Origin of the sequence: Xanthomonas sp. NCPPB 2586 (assembly GCF_041475775.2) — a bacterium.
In the GTDB taxonomy this organism is placed as follows: domain Bacteria; phylum Pseudomonadota; class Gammaproteobacteria; order Xanthomonadales; family Xanthomonadaceae; genus Xanthomonas; species Xanthomonas campestris.
This window is the reverse complement of the sequence record NZ_CM192981.1, coordinates 1,840,906-1,861,783: the sequence shown is the minus strand read 5'-3', so window position 1 is coordinate 1,861,783 and position 20,878 is coordinate 1,840,906. Positions and strand designations below refer to the sequence as shown.

The window sequence follows — 20,878 nt, the reverse complement described above, 5'->3', positions numbered from 1 at the left end:
TTTAAACACTTCACTCGCGCGACGCTACGGTCATCGTGCTTTCGTCAGACGTCGCCGCGCTCTGACACGCGCACGTGCCGCAGACTGCTGCGTGGTTGAGCAAGACGCAACGCGCCAGGCGTTTCGGCGCTTCGTTTGGCTACGCTTTAGAACCTGGCCAAACGCGCACACGCCGCTCCACTGACAGACAAGTGCGGCACCGGCTACGCCAACGCAGTACGCTGCCATGGCGCACCGGACACTTCCCACCTAGGACCCTGCATGACCACACGGATGTTGCGATGGCCGCTGGCCGTCGCCCTCGCCACGGTGCTGGCCGGTTGTGGCCAGCAGAGCGAGCAACAGCAGCTGGATGCGCTGCGTTCGGGCCTGCAATACCGGGGCTACCGGCAGTTCAGTGAGCATGGGTTGCCGGTCGCCTTTGCCGCCTACCAGCGCGGCGGCAGCCTGCTGGACACGCCGCCGGAACCACTGACTGCCGACGACATCTGCATGCTCCACGCGATGCTGTCCTACACCGCACTGTCCGCCAACAAACTGCTGCCCGCGATCGCCGAAGCGGACCTGCTGGAGCGCGATTGCGGGTCGCAGGGCGCGCTGATCGCCACGGCACTGCGCTCGGTGGCGTTCGAACGCAAGCACTGGCCGCAGCTTGCGCAGCGCTCCAGCGACAGCCTGTGGAAACACGACGCCAATCCCGACGACACCCTCACCACCTTGCTCATGCTGCACGTGGTGATGGCTTATGCGGCCATCCAGGACAAGCGCTGGGATGCGGCGGTGCTGCATGCGGATGCGATCGGCCTGGCGTTGCGTACACCCTGGCTGGGCGAGCTGGCGCGCGTGGGCCAGGATTTTGCCGAGCACCGGTTGCTGGAAGGCCTGCGCCGGCTCAAACGCCTGAGCGAAAACCCGAAGGTGCCGCCGGACGTGCGCGCCGAACTGCAGGCATTGATCACCCGCATCGAAGCGGAGAGTGGCGACCTGGACTCGAGCTGGGCGATCGCCCGCATCCTCACCCGCTTCATGTGGCAGGCGATCGAACAGAACGCGGCGCCTGCCACCAGGGATCTGATGCGTTTTGCCGAGCAGCAGACCAGCAAACTGGGCCCCGACGCACTACGGCAGGGCTGGCGTGCACGCTGGACACGCTGGTGGGCGAAGGCACAGACCTTCTGGCAGGACGCCGCGCCCGCGTCGGACAAGAATGCGGATGCCGCTCCAGCAGCGCCCGCTCCCGCCACGCAGTGACTGCGTCCCGGCCGGTATCCGCGGCAGCACGCGGCCGACCGCGTGCTGGCCGACGCCTACGCCATGAGTCCCGTCGGGAAGCTGTAGCTCTCAGCGATCGCAACCAGCCAGCTTGATCGGTTGCCCCGGCTTGAGCGCGTACGACGGCGCCTTCAGGCCGTTGGCCTTGGCCAGCTCCTTGATCTCGCACTGGTACTTCTGCGCGACCCGGCCCAGGGTGTCGCCCTTGGCAATGGTGTAGCTGCGCACCTGCTTGGCCTTGGGCTTGGCGACTGCCGGCTGGCCGGTGGCCACCGTGGTCGGCACGCCGGCCATCGGGCTGACATCGCCCACCGCCACGCTGGGCACGTACTCCGGCGCGCTGGTGCGCACGATCGCGCTATTGAGGTCGGCGGTGATCAGCGCGCGGGCCAGGTCGGCGCGCGGGCCGCTCACGCAATAACGGGTGTACAGGCTGGCGATGCGGCTGGTGGCGTTGATGGTGGTCCCGGCCGGGATCCAGCCATCGGGTTCGTAGCGCGGGTTGAGATTGCGCAGCGCGCGCATGTAGCCGTCGCGCGTGCCCATGCTGCCCAGGCAGATGGTGAGTTCGTAAATGGTGGTCGACTTGGCCAACTTGATGGTGGCCGACTGTGCATTGAGCTTGGGAAAGTCCACACCGTACTGGCGCGGGTGCAGGAAGATCCAGGCCGCGGCGATCACCATCGGCACGTAGTCCTTGGTTTCAGCCGGGAACTGGTTGTAGACGTCCTGCTCCCAGAACCCGCGGCCACCGGACTGGGCAAAGACGCGTGCCGCGCGCCCTTCGCCACCGTTGTACGCCGCCAAGGCGAGTTCAATGCTGCGGTTGAGCCCCACCATGCGCTCGTTGAGATAGGCGGCGCTGGCCTCGGCAGCACTGCGCGCATCGAAGCGGGTATCGAAACCGGTACCGTCCGGGCCCAGTCCGAAGCGGCGCCCGGTGGCCGGCATGAACTGCATCAGCCCTGCGGCGCCCGCACGCGAACTGGCGTGCACCTTGCCGTTGGATTCCTTGGCCATGATGCCGAACAGCAGCGCCTCCGGCAGCGCGCGTTTCTGCCATTCCGGCCACATCACCGCCCGCAGGTTGGCGTAGTTCTCATAGCTGGTCAGCAGCGATGGACGCATGTCGGTCAGCCAGCGACGGATGCCGGCCTGCACCGCCGGGTTGTACTGCACCATCTTGTCGAAGTCGTGCTGCTGGTCGTTGAGCAGACTGGCCGTGCGGGCCGCAGCGGGGACGTCGGTCGCCAGCGGGCCGATGTGGTCCGGGTCGGCCTGCAGCAGGGTGTCGTCGTCTTCCGGCTCGTCGGACGCCGGCGCTTCCGCATCCGCGCGCGCCTTGAGCAGGCGCTTGTAGGTCGACAGCTGATTGGCCACCAGGCAGCCACGCTGCTTGATGCAGGCGTCGATGACGTCTTCCATGTCCTCCAGTGCGGCGTCGCCTTCGGCGGTGCCCTTGGGGTCGGAGTTGTTCACCAACACCAGGGCGTCGCGGTAGCGCTTCTCGGCGGCGGCCATGCGTGCATCCAGCGCGGCGACCTTTTCGGTATCGCGCTTGGACAAGGCATGGGCGGTAGGAGCGAGGGACAACAACGCCAGCACGGCCAACACGGGCCATGGGCGCAAACCAAAATGAGCGAGCGGCATCGTCGGCAGTACAGCGGAAAGGCAGGCAGGGTAGCCGCCGGGGTGACACCGGGGCAAGGCGGCGGGCCCGGCAGGGTCAGTGCGCCGTTAGGTTGGCTACCGCATCCAGCGCAAAGCGGCAGCCCGGCGCCCGCACCGGGCCTGCCGCCGGCAGATGCCATTGGCGAATGGGCAAATACCCTGTGCCGGCCAGGTTTGACGGCTAGAATCCGGCCTTTCCTACCGGATCTGCGCAATGGCCTCGTTCCTGCTCGGCAAAGGCATTACCGACGGTATTCCGGTGGTTCTGGAGGGCCGCTTCGGCAACCGGCACGGTCTGGTGGCCGGGGCTACCGGCACCGGCAAGACCGTCACCTTGATGACCCTGGCCGAAGGCTTCTCGCGCCTGGGCGTGCCGGTGTTCCTGGCCGACGTCAAAGGCGACGTGGGCGGCCTGGCGGTGGCCGGCGATGGCGCGCCCGGCGTGCTGCAGCGCGCAACGGAGATCGGCGTCGGCGATTACGTGCCGGCCGCCAACCCGGTGGTGTTCTGGGACCTGTACGGGCAGTTGGGCCACCCGGTGCGCACGACCGTGAGCGAAATGGGCCCCACCTTGCTTGCGCGCATCCTGGAGCTCAATGACACCCAGTCCGGCGTGCTGGACATCGTGTTCAAGCTGGCCGACGACCGCGGCCTGCTGTTGCTGGACCTGGACGACCTGCGCGCCCTGCTGGCGTTGGTGGTGGAAGAACGCAAGGAGCTCTCCACCAGCTATGGCTTGGTGTCGGCGCAGTCGGTGGCGGCGATCCAGCGCGCCTTGCTGCGGCTGTCGCAGGATGGCGGCGAACAGTTCTTCGGCGAGCCGGCGCTGGAATTTGCCGACCTGATGCGGGTGGCACCGGACGGCCGCGGGGTGATCGGCATCCTGGCCGCCAACCAGCTGGTGCTCAAGCCGCGGCTATATTCCACCTTCCTGCTCTGGCTGCTGTCGGAACTGTTCGAGCGCCTGCCGGAAGTGGGCGACCTGGAGCAGCCCAAGCTGGTGTTCGTGTTCGACGAGGCGCACCTGTTGTTCGACGATGCGCCGCCTGCGCTGGTGCAGCGCATCGAACAGGTGGTGCGCCTGATCCGCTCCAAGGGCGTGGGCGTGTATTTCTGCTCGCAGTTCCCCGACGATATCCCAGACAACATCCTCGGCCAGCTAGGCAACCGCGTGCAGCATGCGTTGCGTGCATACACGCCGCGCGACCAGAAGGCGGTCAAGACCGCTGCACAGACGTTTGTCGCCAACCCGAAGCTCGACGTGGCCACCGCCATTTCCAGCCTGGGCACCGGCGAGGCACTGGTGTCTCCACTGCAAGGCAAGGGCGTGCCGGCACCGGTGCAGCAGACCCTGATTGCGCCGCCGCGCTGCCGCATGGGCGCTTTAGCCGACAACGAGCGGGCGCAGGTGCGTGCCGCCAGCCCGGTGGGCACGCGCTACGACACCGCGATCAATCGCGAATCGGCCGCCGAGCTGTTGGCGCGGCGAGTCGAACAGGTGGCCGAGCAGACCAACGCACCGCCGGCGCGCACCCGCGAAGAGGACGACGCGCAGGACAGCGGCTTCGGCCAGGCGATCAAGGACGCGGTGTTCGGCACCAAGCGCCGCCAGGGCATGCTCGAGGCCATGGCCAAGCAGACCTCGCGCACCGTGGGCAACAAGATCGGGCAACAGATCGTGCGCGGTATTTTCGGCAGTATTTTTGGTGGGAAGCGTTGAGTACGAACGACGAAAGGACTCATCCATGTTCAAGAACGCCTTAAAAAGCTTGTTGGTCTTTTCTTTTGTCAGTGCAACTGTGACGGCCTTTCCAGGCATGGCCGCTGCTCAGCAGGCGCATCCAAGTGACCTCTGGCCCCTACAGCGGCAGTATCTGCTGATCGGCACCTACGTCGGAAAGCTGAACTCGTACAAGGAAGACTGCCAGGTTGTCCATGCCGAGCTTTCTCTCTCGATGGCAACACCGAGTAGCACCATCCAGCGATACACGTTGAAGACAACATGCATGGCCGGCGACAAAGCCAATGCTGCACCAGCAACCATTACCGGCTCGTGGGACATGGACCAGAAGATCGGTAGCTGCCTAATACTCAACTTCGTGGATTCGAATGATCCGATGATTGGACCTACCATCTATGGGTTCAGCGTAGAACCAGACGCCGCCTCTGATGGCACCATGCGCACCAACTATATCCTTGCTCAGGACGGCGATAGCTGCCACAGCGGCAGACCACCGGAAGACGGCGACAAGGTACTTAGAAAGCTGAGCTTGTAGCGGCTTGCGCTAAGGGCCGGACAGCATTTCCGCTTCGGCCTCTAGAGGGACGCACCGCTTTGTCTTGCGGCTCGCCGCGCATCATCAGGAACCGGCAAGAAGGGACAAGGCCCGTAATGTCAAAGCTTTTAGGGGCTCAGACCTGACGCACATCTAGGCTTAGCTTAAGACGGCACTCCCGAATAAGACCGATCGGATCAGGCTAACAGGCCATGCAACTTGGCGTACTGCAGCAACATGATGGTCTTGGCATCGGCAATTCCGCCGGTAGCAATCATCGCCAGCGCAGCGTCGAGCGACAGTTCCAGCACCTCGATCTCTTCGCCGTCTTCTTCGACCCCACCGCCGGCGCTCACCTTGTCGCCGTCGACATATTCACCGACGAAGAAATACAGACGTTCGGTCACCGAGCCCGGGCTCATGAAGGCCTCGAAGACCTTACGCACGTTCTCGATGCGATAGCCGGTTTCCTCTTCGGTTTCCTTGCGGATACAGGCCTCGGGATCGTCCTGATCCAGCAGGCCGGCGCAGGCTTCGATCAGCATGCCGGCGGGGTTGCCGTTGAGCAGGGTCGGCAGCCGGAACTGGCGGGTGAGCATCACCGTTTGCCTGGCGCGGCTGTACAGCAGAATGGTGGCGCCATTGCCGCGATCGTAGGCCTCCCGCGACAAGGTCTGCCAGCGGCCATCCTTGCGCTGGAAATCGAAGGTGACCTTGCGCAGGACATACCAGTTGTCCGAGAGCACATCGATGGACCGAACACGAACCTGCGGGTTGCCGGTGGCGGTTGGAAGCAAGACGACACTCCTTGTGACATGACCGATCAACAGCGCAACACCGTGCCCCGCCGTCTGGCCGGGGATTGCGCGGACTGCGCAGTTTACCCGGCGCAAGGCACGGGATGCGCCTTGCTGCATGAGGGCTGCCCTGTTTCGCGACGTGATGCCGATGAGTGTGTTGACGCGTGACGTAGGTGCGCCTGACGCAGTCGCACGCCAGCGACCCGGTACTCACGCTGATCGCCGCGCTGCATCCTGCAACAATCGGTGCACGCCTCCACTGGACGAAACATCGCACTCCCATGCGTCACCGTCATGCGCATTCGACGCCCATGCTCATGCAGATATCGCGCGCCCCCAACAGTGACAGCAACTCGGCACGGAGCGGACGCACGCCAGATTAGCCAATCAACAAGGGAACGCCCTCCCCGCTCTCTACCGCGCACTCCCCACACTCCCCTGTCCCTCTCCAACTCAGCTACCGAGCTCTTCCACTACCGAACAACCGGGACATCCAATTGCGCGCCGGCACGCGCCGCCGCACAATCGCGCCAGACCACACGCTTGGGGAGCGTCATGGAAGACCGTTTTCGCGCACGCAAGGTGGCGGCGCAGGCTGCGCCCGCACCGTTCTGGACCCGTATTCCGGCCATCGCCACCTATCCGCTGCGTGGCTCTGCGCTATACGCGCTGATCGCGCTGACCTTGTGCAGCGCGCTGCTGGTCTTGCCGGGCATCCTGAAGCTTGTTGTCCTGGGCGTGCTCGGCATGGCCACCTATACCTACGCCTTCGACATCCTGCGGCACAGCGCCAACGGCGAGCACGATGCGCCGCGGCGGGGCTACAACAGCTTCGACAGCGCAGTACTGCGGCTGATCCTGCTGGCCTTTGCACTGGGTATCGTGATCGTCGCCGCCGGCGTGATCGCCGGCAAACCTGGCTTGACCGTCGCGTACCTGGCCGTCCAGCTGCTGCTGCCCGGCATGATGATCGCCCTGGCCATCGACGGCAGCCTGCGCCGCGCACTCAACCCGGCGGTCTCCATCGACATGGCGCTGCGCATCGGCTGGCCGTACCTGGCCGCCTATGGCTTGCTCTACGTCATCCAGGGTAGCGGCACGGCGGCGATCTTCGTGGCATTGAAGTACCTGCCGCCGGTGGTACGCGAGCTGACCATCGTGGTGGCGTCGATCTGGAGCCTGTTCGCCAGCTTCCATCTGATGGGCTATCTGGTCTACCAGTACCACGAGGAACTCGGCTACGAACCCAGCGGCGGCGTTGCCCTGCAGCGCGAAGACCCCGACCAACGCCTGCTCGACGAAGCAGAGCAGTTCGTGCGCGAGGGGCATTCGGACGAAGCGTTTCAGGCCTTGCGCGGCGCGGTGCGCTCGCGTGTGGTGAGCCTGGCGGTGCATGAGTTGTACCAGCGCCTGCTGCGCCAGCACCACCGCAACGACGAACTGCGCGACCACACCCGCCAGTACATCAATCGCCTGCTGCAGGAAAAACACGAGCGACGCGCACTGGCCCTGCAACGCGAAGCATTGGACACCGACCCCGCCTTTGCGCCGCTATTGCCCGAGCAGGCGACGCTGCTGGCCGAGCGCGCGAAGATGGCCGGGCAATACCAGCTGGCGACCGATGGCCTGTTGGCCGCGATCGGCGCGTGGCCGCGCGAGCGCATGCTGCCGGCCTGGTCGCTGGACGCCGGCTTGCTGTTGGCCGAGCGTTTCGGGCGCGACGACGACGCGCGCATGGTGCTGCAGAACGCGCTGGACCACTGCGACGATGAAGCCCAGCACGCCAAGCTGGCAGCGGCATTGAAAGCGGTCGCGATTCAACCGGCGTAAGTGGCGGCTGCGTGGCCTTTTCCGCAGCCGCTCTCACCCATTGTCCAGCAGGAACCGCGCCTTATTGGCCTGGCCCTGCTCGGGGAATTGCTCCAGTAACTGACGCAGCACGCGCGTGCGCTGCTCACCCGCCTGCAACTCGCCATGCCGCAGCGCCAGCACGAACCACTGCTGGGCAAGCTCCGCGCGCGGCGTGCTCAGCGCACTGTCTTTCAACAGCCGTTCCGCGTCGGCCAGCAGGCCGGTGCGCAGGCAATTGCCGATCAACGCCATCCGTGCCGATGGATCGCAGTCGAGGTGGTCCTTGGCTAATTCGGCCGCCACCGCCAGCTGCAGGCGCGTCTGTTCGGCGCTGTGCGCGTGCAGCCGCAGCAGCGTGTCCGCGTGCTGCTGAAGTTCCTTGCGACGGCCCGCGTTACGGGCCACCCGATAGCGCGCCAAGGCAATCTCCGCGCTGCGTGGCTGCTCGCTTGCCAGCTCTGCCAGCAGGCGCTCGGCCTCGGCATTTTCCATGCGCCCCAGATGCCGCTGTGCACGCTCCCAGCGGTCGTCCGCCTGCGCCACCGCGTCGTCCTCCATGAAAGCCGGGCGGGTCTGCCGCACCAGCACCAGCAGCACACCGAGCAGCGCGCCACTCACCAGCCCACCGGCATGCGCATCGAAGCCAATGCCTTGATTATCGCGCCAGAGCAGGTTGTAGAGCTCCCAGCCCAACCACAGCGGCAGCAGCAGAATCGCCGGACCCCGCACATAGTTGAACACCACGAAAAACCAGTAGAAAAAGCGCACCCGCCGGCGGCCCCAGACCACGCAGAACGCGCCCATCAGCGCCGCGATTGCGCCAGAGGCGCCCAGCCCGCCACCGGGCTGACCCCACCGCCACCACAGGCTCACCGCGCTCGCCCCAAACCCGCCGAGCAGGTATAGCAGCAGGAACCAGCCACTGCCGATCGCCCCTTCCAGCAACGTGCCCAGCGCCAGCAGGAACACCATGTTGCCCAGCAGATGGTCCAGGTCGCCGTGCAGGAAGGTGGCCGACAGCATGCGCTGCGGCGACCATTCCGAACTGCGCTGGATGTGGCGCAAGGTGAACACCTTGGACAGCCGCGCATCGTAGGGCGCACGCAACGCGTACCAGTCGCGTCGTTGCGCATCGTCGTCGAACAGGCGTCCGCTGCGCAGGGCATCGGTAAACGCCACATCGTTCATGGTCAGCTGCGCCAGGTAGGCCACCCGTTGCCGCGCCGGCACCTTGTCCCATTGCGCCTGGCGCGCCGCACGCACCTTCGCATCGCTCTGTGCCAGGTAGCGCGCGTGCGCCTTGCCCTCCAGCGCGCCCAGGCCGGACTCCACGTAATAGCGCACCGCATTGGCGATGAGGCCGTCGTCCTTGCGCTGGTACCCCACATGGATCACGACATTGAGCAGCACCAGCAGCAGCGTGACCCAGGGAATGTTCTGGCGCGACCAGGGTTTATGCAGCGGCATGATCAGCATGGCAGGCGTCCGTGTCCCAAGGCGCAAAGCTTCGCCGGGCGGATGCGGATGCGCAAGCGCGCCATGCGCGCTAGCATCGCGCCCCCATCCTGCCCTGTTGGTCGCCCATGAGCCGCTGGCGTCCCCCTGCCGAAAAAAGCACTGCGTTGATCACGCCGGAAGGCCATGCGCGGCTCAAGGCCGAACTGGACGAGCTGTGGCGCCTGCGTCGGCCCGAGGTGGTGCGCGCGCTCGCGGCGGCCGCAGCCGAGGGCGACCGCTCGGAAAACGCCGAGTACACCTATCGCAAGAAACAGCTGGGCGAGATCGATCGCCGCGTGCGTTACCTCAGCAAGCGGCTGGAAGCGCTGCGCGTAGTGGATACCGCGCCGACGGATCCGCAGGCGGTGTTCTTTGGTGCGCAGGTTGAGCTGGAGGATGCCGACAGCGGCGAGCTGCTGCGTTACCGCATCGTGGGGCCGGATGAGACCGACGCCGGGCGCGGCTGGATCAGCATCGATTCGCCATTGGCGCGCGCACTGCTGAAAAAGCGCGTGGACGATGAGTTCGAGGCACAACTCCCGTCGGGCAAGCACACCTTTGTGGTGGTGGTGGTGGAGTACGCGGCAACTTAGGTGGTGTGGGCGTGCGTGAGGCAATCCGGGTGGTTTGGATCCTTGCCTGCTGGTGCCGATGCGCGCGGTTGGAGGCGTGTGGTTCTGGGGTAACGCCTCATCGCGCGCTGGCGCGCTCCTACGCGGCTGGCCGTGTACGGTGGCAGTGCAGCGCACCTTGGACAGTCCATCTGCGCTGCGGAAGCCTCGTCGCGCGCGAGCACGCTCCTAAGAGGCGGGTGTGCCGATTGCGCGCTGGTGTGCTGGATATTTCGGCGCACACCAGTGTCATTGCACACACCAAGCGGCCAGCGGCGCTGGCCGCTCGCTGGCACGCCGCTGCGGCTAGACCATCTGCAGGTTCAATGCGCGGGGCGGCTGCGCCGCAGGATCAGACGGCAGCGCATCACCGAACAGGTCGTGCTCGTCGCTGTCGGTGATTTCCACATCGACCAGGTCGCCCACCTTCAACTTGAGCTCGCCGCCGTTCTGGATATGCACCAGGCCGTCGATCTCCGGCGCGTCTGCACGCGAACGGGCCACCGCGATATCGTCTTCGATCAGGTCGACCAGGCATTGCTGCACGCTGCCGATCTTGGCTTCCAGCCGCGCCGCGGAAATCTCCGCCTGCCTGGCCATGAAGCGCGCCAGGCGCTCCTGCTTCAGTTCTTCCGGCACCGGGTCCGGCAATGCGTTGGCGCTAGCGCCCTCCACCGGCGAATACGCAAACGCCCCGACGCGATCCAACTGCGCCTGGTCTATAAACTCCAGCAGCGCTTCGAACTCGGCATCGGTCTCGCCGGGGAAGCCGACGATGAAGGTCGAGCGCACCGTGATCTCCGGGCACATCGCCTTCCAGCGCTGCACGCGCTCCAGGGTCTTTTCCACTGCGCCCGGCCGCTTCATCAGCTTGAGCATGCGCGGGCTGGCGTGCTGGAACGGGATGTCCAGGTACGGCAGCAGCTTGCCTTCGGCCATCAGCGGAATCACATCGTCCACGTGCGGGTACGGGTACACGTAATGCAGGCGCGTCCACACGCCCAGTTCCGACAAGCCTTCGCACAGCGCCTTCATGCGGGTCTGGTACATGCGGTCGCGCCACGGGCGCTCGGCATACTTCAGGTCCACGCCGTAGGCCGAGGTGTCCTGCGAGACCACCAGCAGCTCCTTGACGCCGCCGCGCACCAGCCGCTCGGCCTCACGCAGCACCTCGTCGACCGGGCGCGAGGCCAGGTCGCCGCGCATGGAAGGAATGATGCAGAAACTGCAGCGGTGATTGCAGCCTTCGGAAATCTTCAGGTATGCGTAGTGGCGCGGCGTCAGCTTGATGCCGTAGTCCGGCACCAGATCCACGAACGGATCGTGGCGCGGCGGCAGCGCAGCGTGCACCGCCTCCATCACGCTCTGGTAGTCCTGCGGGCCGGAGACCGCCAGCACCTGCGGGTAGGCCTCGCGGATCTGCTCCGGGCGCTTGCCCAGGCAGCCGGTGACGATCACCTTGCCGTTGGCGTTCATCGCCTCGCCGATCGCATCCAGCGACTCGGTCACCGCCGAATCGATGAAGCCACAGGTATTGACCACCACCACGTCGGCGGCGTCGTAACTGGGCACGATGTCGTAGCCCTCCACGCGTAGCTGGGTGAGGATGCGTTCGGAATCGACGAGCGCCTTCGGGCAGCCAAGGCTGACGAAGCCGACTTTGGGGTTCAGCTGGGACATGGAAGCAGGAGCCTGGGAAACGGAGCGGCCTGGGGCCTGGGCAAGGCCAATTATAGCGGCGTCCGGGCAGCGCTCTGTCGGCGTTTTTCGATTTCGTGGAATCCGAGGCACGGCGACATGGCTGCATGCTGGTGCGCGAGATGGCCGGCCACCGCGCGTCAGATTTCCCGCACGCCCTCTACGGACACCACAAGCCGACGCAAGCGAGCTTCGCGCCTGGCGACGGCCTGTGGTGCTTGATTGAGATCCAGGTGCGGGGCCAACCAGCCGATCGGCGCGTTCTTCGAAGGCCTGCTTGTGCGCGAAAGCGCGTGAAAATGCCGCGGCGACGCTCGCGTCTTTCACTGCCCCTATGCATCCATAGCATCCCGCGAGAATAAAAACGCACAAGGAACAAGAAGACTCCGCATCACCTACAGCGGGAAGCGCAGTCGCTTGATCACCTGCCCATGGTCGAGTTATCCAGCTGGACGCGTAGCGGCAACATGGCGTCATTGTCCTCGGCGGCCTTATCGCGACATACCCCCCAGTTCACTTTGAAAGCCGAATCTTCGCAATTCTGTTTGATGCTCGATTTTGTTTTCGATTACGTTTGATTAAACATAAAAACTAGTTCTTCATCGATGGATAAAAATCTTAATTTGTGGGATATGAGCACCTTCATCCAGCAGTATGGCGCTCTAACGGCAGATCATCCAACGCACACACCCGAAGATAGCCCGCAAACCGTTCCGTCTCCGCGATCGTCCTCAGCACATTCGCCGGAGATTCAGGAGCTAAGAAGCCTTCAGGAAACGCGGCCTGCCAGGCTTGGAGCGCGCTCCCAATCACGCAGCAGTAAGCACGGCCTTCAGCAGTGCTCCTCCTCGCCCAGCGACGAAAGTTTTCGTCTGCACGCTGAGTTGGCAGCCTGGTGCGAGCGCGTTGAGACTAAACCCTCACTACTTGCCAAACTGGGTTGTTGTGCTGCGCCCCCAGTAGTGGGCGATCATCGCGAACAGCGCCGCGAAGCCATGGAGCGGATTATGCGTTGCTTAGATGCGGGACAAGCTGGAACGCAGCTGACACTCAGGGACCTCAACCTGTCGCAGCTGCCGCCTGGACTGCACCGCCTTGCGCACCTACGAGACCTCGACGTGGCGGACAACGTGAACCTCACGCGTCTGCCAGAAGACTTGAGCCTTTGCAAACACCTTGAGCGGATCAACGCTGACGGTTGCTCCATTGCGGCACTGCCATCGAAAATCGGTGCACTCAAGAATCTAAGTGAGATTTCTCTCGCGTTCAATGAACTGAGAACCCTTCCAGATTCGATTGGCCAATGCAGCAGCCTGACTACGATTGTGGTGCCCGGTTGCAAGATCAATAAATTGCCTGCAAGCCTTGCCAACTTGACGCAGCTGAAAAAGCTGGATGTTGCAGCCAATATTGAACTGAGTGAGCTGTCGCCGCATATGAACCTGGACGATGTAGCTGTGCACAGCACACAGACGCGATTGGGATTGATGCATCGAATATTCAAGGCGCCGACGTTCGATCCAGAGACCAGACAGAGGTTGTCCTACCAAGCTTCAGCGCTGCGCGACCGGTGGGCCGCGCTATCGCATCATCTATCGCCGCAAGCGCGAGCACGGGTTGATCAAATGCGTGAGGGTGCATCGACCACACTTTCCAGTCAAGATCACAAAGCCTCCGCCGCGTGGAAGACTGCCACAGAGAAGGTCAGCAGTTGGGCAGAGGAAGGGGCACCGATCACACTTGATCGGATTTTCAAACTAAACCAACTGCTGCTCCCCGAGGGGGATGATGATAATGACCCAATTGGCGGCCAACTGCGCAAGGTCGGCGTACAAGCTGCCCCTAGCATTACATGGACGGAGTGTCGGTACCCTCCGCCCGAGACCCTGAAAGACGAAATGGCGAAGTTTTCCGGATGGCTCGAACATAGTGAACAGCAAGCGCATGCGCGTGACGCGTTGGGACATATCGAGTTTGCCGCACAGCTTCACCAGCGCTTGGTCAGTCTGCATCCTTTCAATGACGCAAATGGCCGGACAGCGCGTCTTGCGATGGATTGGGCGCTGCAACGGCACGGTTTGCCGCCTGCCCCGCCCGTTGGTGAAGCAAGCCGCCTGCCAGCGTCATTTCTTGGGGGAAAGCGCGTCAGTCCGGAGAAGGTTGTCTTGGAAACGCTGGAGGGTATTGCCACGGTTATGAACCAGGTTCACCAGTAGACCTACACGCCTCAATGCTCAGAACTGCGGCAAGTGCGGCCCGCGGCTGTTCCAACGCGGACCACGGCTTCCGTTGGCTCAATTACGCCAGCGGCGGCACCGGGCCGGCGTCCTGAACCGCGCTGGCCTGCGGCCGCCTGGTGGCAACATCTTCCTCACCTTTCGCGTCGCCGATTCGGCTGATAATGCGCGCTCCCCGTATTGCAGCAGGATTTTCCATGGGTCACTGGACCACGCTCGACACCCCCGACGGCCAGGTCGCCGCCTGGCACGCCACTCCGACCACCAGCCCGCGCGGCGGCCTGGTGGTGATTCAGGAGATCTTCGGCGTCAACGAACATATCCGCGCGGTGGCCGACGACTATGCCGCGCGCGGCTACGAAGTCCTGGCACCGGCCTTCTTCGACCTGGAAGAGAAGGACGTGCAGTTGCCCTACGACCAGCAAAGCCTGCAGCGCGGCCTGGCACTGGCCAATGCAGTCGGCCTGGAGCGCGCGGTGGAGGTGGTGAAATCTGCCGCCACCCTGCTGACCCGTGCCGGCAAGGTGGGCACGGTGGGCTATTGCTGGGGCGGCTCGGTGGCGCTGCTGTCGGCGATCCGCCTGGGCCTGCCGTCGGTGAGCTACTACGGCGGCCGCAATACGCAGCTGCTGGACGAAACGCCCAAGGCGCCGGTGATGTTCCACTTCGGGGAGCAGGACAGCAGCATTCCGCCCGAAGCGATCCAGGCGCACCGCGAAAAGCTGCCGCAGATGGAGACCTTCGTCTACCCGACCGGGCACGCCTTCAACCGCAGCATCGACCCGAACCACTACGACGCCGACAGCGCCGAGCGGGCGCTGGAGCGCACCCTGGGCTTCTTCGACGCCCACCTGGGATGAGCGGACCCGTCTCGAATGCGCCCGCCACGGGCGCCTTTGAACTGGATGCGCGGCTGGCCGCCGACAGCGTCTTCGTCGCCGACGGCCCGCTGTCGCAGGTGCGGCTGATGGACGACACCCGCTTCCCGTGGCTGGTGCTGGTGCCGCGGGTGGCCGAGGTCAGCGAGTGGATCGACCTGGATGGCGGCCAGCAGCGTCTGTTGCTGGCCGAGATCAACCAGCTCTCGCAGCTGCTGCGAGTCGAGCCGCAGGTGAGCAAGCTCAATATCGGCGCGCTGGGCAACATCGTGCGCCAGCTGCATGTGCACCTGGTCGGCCGCCATCCCGGCGATGCGGCCTGGCCCGGGCCGGTGTGGGGCAGCGGCAGCGCGCACCGGTTTGCGCCCGACGCACTGCAGGAGCGTGTCGCGGCATGGGCGCAACGGCTACGATAGGCGCCCGTCTTTCAACCAGCCTTCCGCATGAAATCCAATGTCGTTGCCGCGCTGATCCTGATCCTCGTCGGCCTGCTGTTCCTGGCCAATAACCTGGGCTGGACCAATCTCAGCCTGGGCAAGCTGATCGCCACCTGGTGGCCTGCCGCGCTGGTCGCTTGCGGCGTGGGGATGTTGTTCGGGCGGGGCAAGTAGCCGGGAATTGGGAATGGGGTGAGCAGTCAATCAGCCCCGTGCGTAATCAGAGCGCCAAGATCCCTTCTTCCATCGGGAGAAGGTGCCCCGAAGGGGCGGTGAGGGTACGCGCGAAGCCTCATGTGCATTCGACTGCACCGTAAAAAAACAGGGGTTCCGCACCCCTGAAGACGTCGACGACCTGATTGCCAGCGATCAACCGAAGGCGACATGGTTACCAATGCAGTCATGACCTTGCGGTCTTCGACATGACCTTTGTCATCCGCAATTGTTGACTTCCGGCACCTGATCGGCGCGCGCATCGCGCGCAGCATGGCCTCACACCTACCGAGGACATCGCCATGCGCTACCGCCTGATTCCTGCACTGTTTCTGATCACGCTGGGCAGCTTATTCCTGCTGGATAACCTCGGGCTGGCCCGTTTCGATCTTGGCAACCTGGTGTCGACCTGGTGGCCAGCGTTTCTGATCGCCGCTGGCGTGCGCCAACTGCTGCGCTACCGGCAGCGCACGGCCGTGACCTGCTGAGGCAGGGTCACGGCCGCACCAGTGCATCACGTGCGCGGCAGGGTCACGCCGGTCTGGCCCTGGTACTTGCCGCCACGGTCCTTGTACGAGGTTTCGCACACCTCATCGGACTGGAAAAACAGCATTTGCGCCACGCCTTCGTTGGCGTAAATGCGTGCCGGCAGCGGCGTGGTGTTGCTGAATTCCAACGTGACGTGGCCTTCCCATTCCGGCTCCAGCGGCGTCACGTTGACGATGATGCCGCAGCGCGCGTAGGTGCTCTTGCCCAGGCACACCACCAGCGTGTCGCGCGGAATGCGGAAGTATTCGACCGTGCGTGCCAGCGCAAAACTGTTCGGCGGGATGATGCAGACATCGGATTCGATATCGACGAAGCTGCCCGGGTCGAAATGCTTCGGGTCGACGATCGTCGAGTTGATGTTGGTGAAGATCTTGAACTCGCGCGAGCAGCGCACGTCATAGCCGTAGCTGGAGGTGCCGAAGCTGACGATGCGCTGGCCGGCGGCGTCGTGCTTGATCTGGCCGGGCTCGAACGGCTCGATCATGGCGTGCTGCTCGGCCATGCGCTTGATCCAGCGGTCGCTCTTGATGCTCATGCGGTGTTCCTTGAAGACGGAAGGCGGCGGGCCGAGCGGCCCGCGCGAAGACGGCGAATTCTACCAGCGGCCGGCACCGGAGGCCGGCCGACGCATTAGAGCAGCGAGGCAGAAATCGGGATGCTGGCGCGCGGGCGCTTGGCCAGCTCCTCCGACAGCCGCGCAGCCGCCGCCAGATAGGCCTGCGCGGCTGCCGATTCCGGCGCGGCGATCACGATCGGCTGGCCCGCATCGCCCTGCTCGCGGATGCCGATATCCAGCGGCAGCGACCCCAGCAGCGGCACGCCGTACTGCGCGGCCATGCGCTCGCCGCCGCCTTCGCCGAACAGATGTTCGCGATGCCCGCAGTTGGAGCAGGTGTGCACCGCCATGTTCTCGACGATGCCCAGCACCGGCACTTCGACCTTTTCGAACATCTTCAAGGCCTTGCGCGCATCCAGCGTGGCGATGTCCTGCGGCGTGGTGACGATCACCGCACCGGCCACCGGGATCTTCTGCGACAAGGTGAGCTGGATGTCGCCGGTGCCTGGCGGCAGATCGATCAGCAGGTAATCCAGGTCGTCCCACAGCGTGTCGTTGAACAGCTGGGTCAACGCCGAGGTGGCCATCGGGCCGCGCCAGATCATCGGTGTGTCCTGATCGACGAGCAGCCCGATCGACATCGCCTCGATGCCGAACGCGCGCAATGGCTCGATCGACTTGTTGTCCGGGCTGTCGGGCTTGCCGCTCAAACCCAGCATCGCCGGCACGCTCGGCCCGTAGATGTCCGCGTCGAGCACACCAACCCGCGCGCCCTGCTGGTGGAGCGCCAGCGCCAGATTGACCGCAGTCGTGGACTTGCCCACCCCGCCCTTACCCGAGCCCACCGCAATCACGTTGCGGATGCGCGCGTGCGGCGCAAGGGCGCCCTGCACCGCGTGCGCGGCGATCCTGCGCTCGGTACTCATGCGCGGCGCCTCGGCTGCGCAGTTGGCGCTGCGCGTGTGATTTTTCTGCTCATTGCCTTACCCAACTGAAGTCGACGACGCCCAGCGGCAACAGCGGCCGGCGCGATCCGCCATGGACCGCCAAGTGTACCGGCGCAGCCGCTGTTGCTTGAGCGATTGTGGTGCCTTGCCCTGCTGAGCCGGCTGCCTCAACCGTGTCAACGCGCGACATATTTCACAAAGGTGGACACACGATTAATGAATTGTTACGTTCGAAAATCAGTTCAGCCGGCGCTCAGCGAGCACGGCCGTCGCATCAACCCAGCGAGGATCCGCAAGGCATGTCGAGTCGTTCTCTGCACCGTACCCGTCGTCACCGTTTGAGCGCGGCGTTGCTCGCCGTGCTGGTCGCCCCCGCAGGCCAGGCGCTTGCGCAGTCCGAAAATGGCGTTGCCCCGGACACCACCGATCTGGACAAGGTGACCGTCACCGGCTCGCGCATCGCGCGTACCGGCTTTGTCACCCCCTCGCCGGTCACCGCGATCACCGCCGAAGAAATCCGCGCCACCGGTGCCACCACCATCAGCGACCTGATGGCACGCATGCCGGCGTTGGCGCCGAGCTACACGCTGGGCAACTCCACCCGCTTCATCGGCACCGCGGGCCTGGGCCTGCTCGACCTGCGCGGCATGGGCGTGGATCGCACGCTGGTGCTGGTCAACGGTCGTCGCCATGTGGGTTCCAGCCCGGGCTCCACCGCGGTCGACGTCAACACCATTCCGGTGGAATGGGTCGAGCGCGTGGAAGTCATTACCGGCGGCGCCTCGGCGGTGTACGGCGCTGACGCGGTGGCGGGCGTGGTGAATTTCATCCTCAAGAAATCGTTCACCGGCTTTGAAACCCGCGCGCAGACCGGCCTGGCCGACGAAGGCAACTACAACCGCTCCTTCGCCAGTTTCTCGGCAGGCACCGACTTTGCCGGTGGGCGCGGCAACATCGCCGTTTCCGGCGAATACAGCAAGCAGGATCGCTTTGGTCGCGGCAACCGCGCCATCGGCCGCGAATACCTGGTGACGGTGCCCAACCCCGCCTACGACCCCACCCGTCCGCCAAGCGAACGCAATCCGCAGAACGTGCTCAGCGGCCCCGGTGGCAACCATTCCACCAGCTATGGCGGCACCTTCAACCTGGGCACCTTCGATTTCCGCAACCCGGCCAGCTACGGCAACCGCTACCTGTTCAATGAAGACGGCACGTTCCGCCGTAATCGTTATGACGGCACCGTGGTGAGCAACACCTCGTGCGTGGATTGCGACTTTGCCGACCTCAACGCCGTGGCCGATTTGCAGCCCGGCTTCGATCGCAAGAGCGTCAACACGATGGTCAACTTCGAGCTCAGCGAGAATCATCGCCTGTTCTTCGAAGGCAAGTACAGCGAGACCGATTCGGAATTCTTCGGCCAGCCCGCCTTCGACAGCTCGCTGCGCGTGCGTCGGCAGAACCCGTATGTCAGTCCCGAACTGGGTGCGCTGATGGATTCACGCGGTGCCATGCAGATCCTGATGAATCGCTTCAACGTCGATGCCGGTCGGCGCGGCGAAAACATCGAACGCAAGACCTATCGTGCAGTGCTCGGCGCCGAAGGTAACTTCACCGACAACTGGACTTACGACGTTTCCGCCAACTACGGCAAGACCACGGTTGACCGCCAGAACCTCAACAACCGCATCAACGAGCGCTGGCAGGCCGGTATCGATGCGGCACGTGACGCCAGCGGCAATATCGTGTGCCGTACCACGCTCGATCCCACCGCCATTAACCCCAACACCAATCGCGTGTATTCGGCGCTGGCCCGCGAAGGCTGCGTGCCCTTCAGCGTGTTCGGCAACGGCGCGGTAAGCCCGGAAGCAGCAGCATGGTTCAACACCATCGCCCGCTCGCAAGCCAAGATCCAGCAGACGGTCTTCAGCGCCTCGGTGGCCAACAGCAACCTGCTGTCGCTGCCGGCCGGTGACATCGGCATCGCCGGTGGCGTGGAATACCGCAAGGAACAGAGCGAAGAAATCACCGATCCGCTGGCCGCATCGGGCGTGACCTTCCTCAACGCCATCCCGAACAGCGGCGGCGAGTACACCGTGCGGGAAGTGTTCGTGGAGAGCACCATTCCGCTGCTGGCGGGTTTGCCCGGCGTGGATCGGCTCGCACTGGATCTGGCCGGCCGCTATTCGGACTACAGCAGCATCGGCTCGACCAAGACCTGGAACATTGGTCTGGACTGGACCATCATCCCGTCGCTGCGTCTGCGCGGCACGCTGGCCCAGGCGGTGCGCGCGCCCAGCATCGGTGAGCTGTACGACTCGCAGAGCGAAAACTTCGCCACCATCAATGACCCCTGCAATTACCTCTCCAGCAACAGCAATCGTCCCGGCACCGCCGGCGATGTGGCGCTACGCCAGGCTAATTGCAGCGCCTTGGGCGTTCCGGTGGGCTGGATCGATACCTACACCGCCAACCGCCCCGGCGTGAGCGGCGGCAATCCGGAGTTGAAGCCGGAACGCGCGCGCAGCCTGTCGTACGGGCTGGTGTGGCAGCCGGAGTTCTTCGAAGGTTTCGGCATGTCGGTTGACTACTGGCGCATCGACCTGCAGGACGCGATTGGCTCGGTGACGGCCGAAACCAATGCCACGCGTTGCGTGGACAACCCGGGCGGCATCAACAACAGCTTCTGCGGCTTCGTGCAGCGCGCACCGCTGGGTGGCTTCACCGACCCGCAAGGCCGGATCTATCCCGAACACAGCATCATCGGGTGGCAGGCGCTCAACGAAAACCTGGCGCGCTCGCGTCGTGTCGGCGTGGATCTGGAAATGGACTACCGCTTCCAGCTGGGCGAAGGCAACACCGTGTTGCGCCTGGTCGGCACGCGGCTGATCCAGTCGCGCGAATGGGTGTTCCAGGATTTCCCGGAAGAGTACGACGAGTACGTGACCTACGTGACCGACCCGCGCTGGCGTGCGCAGTTCCAGACCAAATACAACTGGAACGAATGGCGCGCCTCGTGGGACATGAACTATGTGGACGGCAACCTGCGCGTGACCCCGGAGAGCTACAACAGCAACCCGGGCTCGGCCAGCCCGATCCGCAACGGCTCGTACACCTACCACAACTTCCAGTTCGGCTATCAGTTCCCCGGCTCGAAGATCGACGTCTACCTCGGCATCGACAACGCCTTCGACAAGGACCCGCCGCGTAACTACTTCGGTTCGGACTTTACTTCCGCGCTGTACGACAACGTGGGCCGGTTCTTCTACCTGGGAACGACTGTGAAGTTCTGAGTGCTGGCATCAACCGCAGCACCGGAGGGCCCCGCTTGTCGGGGCCTTTTTAGTTTCTTTCGAAACCTATTGCAGTACTTATTCGTTTTTTACTG

The 20,878-nt window shown here is 64.4% G+C and carries 17 protein-coding genes; 11 read left to right on the top strand and 6 right to left on the bottom strand.

The features are described from left to right. The first annotated feature begins 261 nt into the window (after nucleotides 1-261). A complete protein-coding gene (locus ACCQ09_RS07840; RefSeq protein ID WP_228427949.1) occupies nucleotides 262-1,251 on the top strand; it encodes a hypothetical protein in 990 nt (329 codons plus the stop codon). Nucleotides 1,252-1,341: 90 nt separating this feature from the next. Here the strand turns inward: ACCQ09_RS07840 and ACCQ09_RS07835 are convergent, their stop codons facing one another. After that, a complete protein-coding gene (locus ACCQ09_RS07835) occupies nucleotides 1,342-2,922 on the bottom strand; it encodes a transglycosylase SLT domain-containing protein (RefSeq protein WP_029628919.1) in 1,581 nt (526 codons plus the stop codon). Nucleotides 2,923-3,157: 235 nt separating this feature from the next. On the opposite strand from ACCQ09_RS07835, the gene ACCQ09_RS07830 reads away from it, so the two are divergent. Further along, nucleotides 3,158-4,663, top strand: coding sequence for a helicase HerA-like domain-containing protein (locus tag ACCQ09_RS07830; protein WP_228427948.1), 1,506 nt, complete (start codon nucleotides 3,158-3,160; stop codon nucleotides 4,661-4,663). Between the two features lie 25 nt (nucleotides 4,664-4,688). Continuing rightward, nucleotides 4,689-5,219, top strand: a complete 531-nt coding sequence (locus ACCQ09_RS07825; protein WP_057672028.1) for a hypothetical protein — start codon at nucleotides 4,689-4,691, stop codon at nucleotides 5,217-5,219. A gap of 197 nt (nucleotides 5,220-5,416) precedes the next feature. On the opposite strand, the gene nudK is transcribed toward ACCQ09_RS07825, so the two are convergent. After that, nucleotides 5,417-6,016: a GDP-mannose pyrophosphatase NudK gene (gene nudK, locus ACCQ09_RS07820; protein WP_057672025.1), complete on the bottom strand. Its 600-nt coding sequence runs from the start codon at nucleotides 6,014-6,016 to the stop codon at nucleotides 5,417-5,419. 558 nt (nucleotides 6,017-6,574) lie between these two features. On the opposite strand from nudK, the gene ACCQ09_RS07815 reads away from it, so the two are divergent. Next, the gene (locus tag ACCQ09_RS07815) at nucleotides 6,575-7,849 is read left to right on the top strand and encodes a hypothetical protein (protein ID WP_228427947.1); all 1,275 of its coding nucleotides are present in this window, start codon (nucleotides 6,575-6,577) and stop codon (nucleotides 7,847-7,849) included. Between the two features lie 33 nt (nucleotides 7,850-7,882). On the opposite strand, the gene ACCQ09_RS07810 is transcribed toward ACCQ09_RS07815, so the two are convergent. Next, nucleotides 7,883-9,346 carry a rhomboid family intramembrane serine protease gene (locus ACCQ09_RS07810; protein ID WP_019237515.1) on the bottom strand — a complete coding sequence of 488 codons (1,464 nt, stop codon included), beginning with the start codon at nucleotides 9,344-9,346 and terminating at the stop codon, nucleotides 7,883-7,885. 107 nt (nucleotides 9,347-9,453) lie between these two features. Between ACCQ09_RS07810 and greB the strand changes: the two genes are divergently transcribed. Next, nucleotides 9,454-9,960 (top strand): transcription elongation factor GreB, encoded by a 507-nt coding sequence (gene greB, locus ACCQ09_RS07805; RefSeq protein ID WP_011037693.1) that lies wholly within the window; start codon nucleotides 9,454-9,456, stop codon nucleotides 9,958-9,960. Nucleotides 9,961-10,284: 324 nt separating this feature from the next. Here the strand turns inward: greB and rimO are convergent, their stop codons facing one another. Next, a complete protein-coding gene (gene rimO / locus ACCQ09_RS07800) occupies nucleotides 10,285-11,658 on the bottom strand; it encodes a 30S ribosomal protein S12 methylthiotransferase RimO (protein WP_228427946.1) in 1,374 nt (457 codons plus the stop codon). 623 nt (nucleotides 11,659-12,281) lie between these two features. Here rimO and xopAC point away from each other — a divergent pair. The 5 genes from xopAC (at nucleotide 12,282) to ACCQ09_RS07775 (ending at nucleotide 15,929) form a co-directional block, all read left to right on the top strand. Further along, nucleotides 12,282-13,892, top strand: coding sequence for a uridine 5'-monophosphate transferase XopAC (xopAC, locus tag ACCQ09_RS07795; RefSeq protein WP_040941027.1), 1,611 nt, complete (start codon nucleotides 12,282-12,284; stop codon nucleotides 13,890-13,892). Between the two features lie 218 nt (nucleotides 13,893-14,110). Further along, a complete protein-coding gene (locus tag ACCQ09_RS07790) occupies nucleotides 14,111-14,773 on the top strand; it encodes a dienelactone hydrolase family protein (protein ID WP_040941026.1) in 663 nt (220 codons plus the stop codon). Next, a complete protein-coding gene (locus tag ACCQ09_RS07785) occupies nucleotides 14,770-15,207 on the top strand; it encodes an HIT family protein (RefSeq protein WP_011037697.1) in 438 nt (145 codons plus the stop codon). Before ACCQ09_RS07790 ends, ACCQ09_RS07785 begins: the two co-directional genes overlap by 4 nt. Nucleotides 15,208-15,234: 27 nt before the next feature. Further along, nucleotides 15,235-15,402, top strand: coding sequence for a LiaI-LiaF-like domain-containing protein (locus ACCQ09_RS07780; RefSeq protein ID WP_011037698.1), 168 nt, complete (start codon nucleotides 15,235-15,237; stop codon nucleotides 15,400-15,402). A 341-nt stretch (nucleotides 15,403-15,743) separates the two neighbouring features. Further along, entirely contained in the window at nucleotides 15,744-15,929 is a 186-nt protein-coding gene (locus tag ACCQ09_RS07775; RefSeq protein ID WP_011037699.1) for a LiaI-LiaF-like domain-containing protein, read from the top strand. Nucleotides 15,930-15,955: 26 nt separating this feature from the next. Here the strand turns inward: ACCQ09_RS07775 and dcd are convergent, their stop codons facing one another. Together dcd and apbC are read right to left on the bottom strand one after the other, a co-directional pair. After that, a complete protein-coding gene (dcd, locus tag ACCQ09_RS07770; protein WP_010366727.1) occupies nucleotides 15,956-16,525 on the bottom strand; it encodes a dCTP deaminase in 570 nt (189 codons plus the stop codon). A gap of 95 nt (nucleotides 16,526-16,620) precedes the next feature. After that, a complete protein-coding gene (gene apbC, locus ACCQ09_RS07765) occupies nucleotides 16,621-17,472 on the bottom strand; it encodes an iron-sulfur cluster carrier protein ApbC (RefSeq protein ID WP_040941024.1) in 852 nt (283 codons plus the stop codon). Between the two features lie 320 nt (nucleotides 17,473-17,792). Here apbC and ACCQ09_RS07760 point away from each other — a divergent pair, with 320 nt between their 5' ends. Further along, complete coding sequence (locus tag ACCQ09_RS07760) at nucleotides 17,793-20,783, top strand: TonB-dependent receptor plug domain-containing protein (protein WP_040941023.1); 2,991 nt, start codon at nucleotides 17,793-17,795, stop codon at nucleotides 20,781-20,783. Nucleotides 20,784-20,878 lie beyond the last annotated feature (95 nt).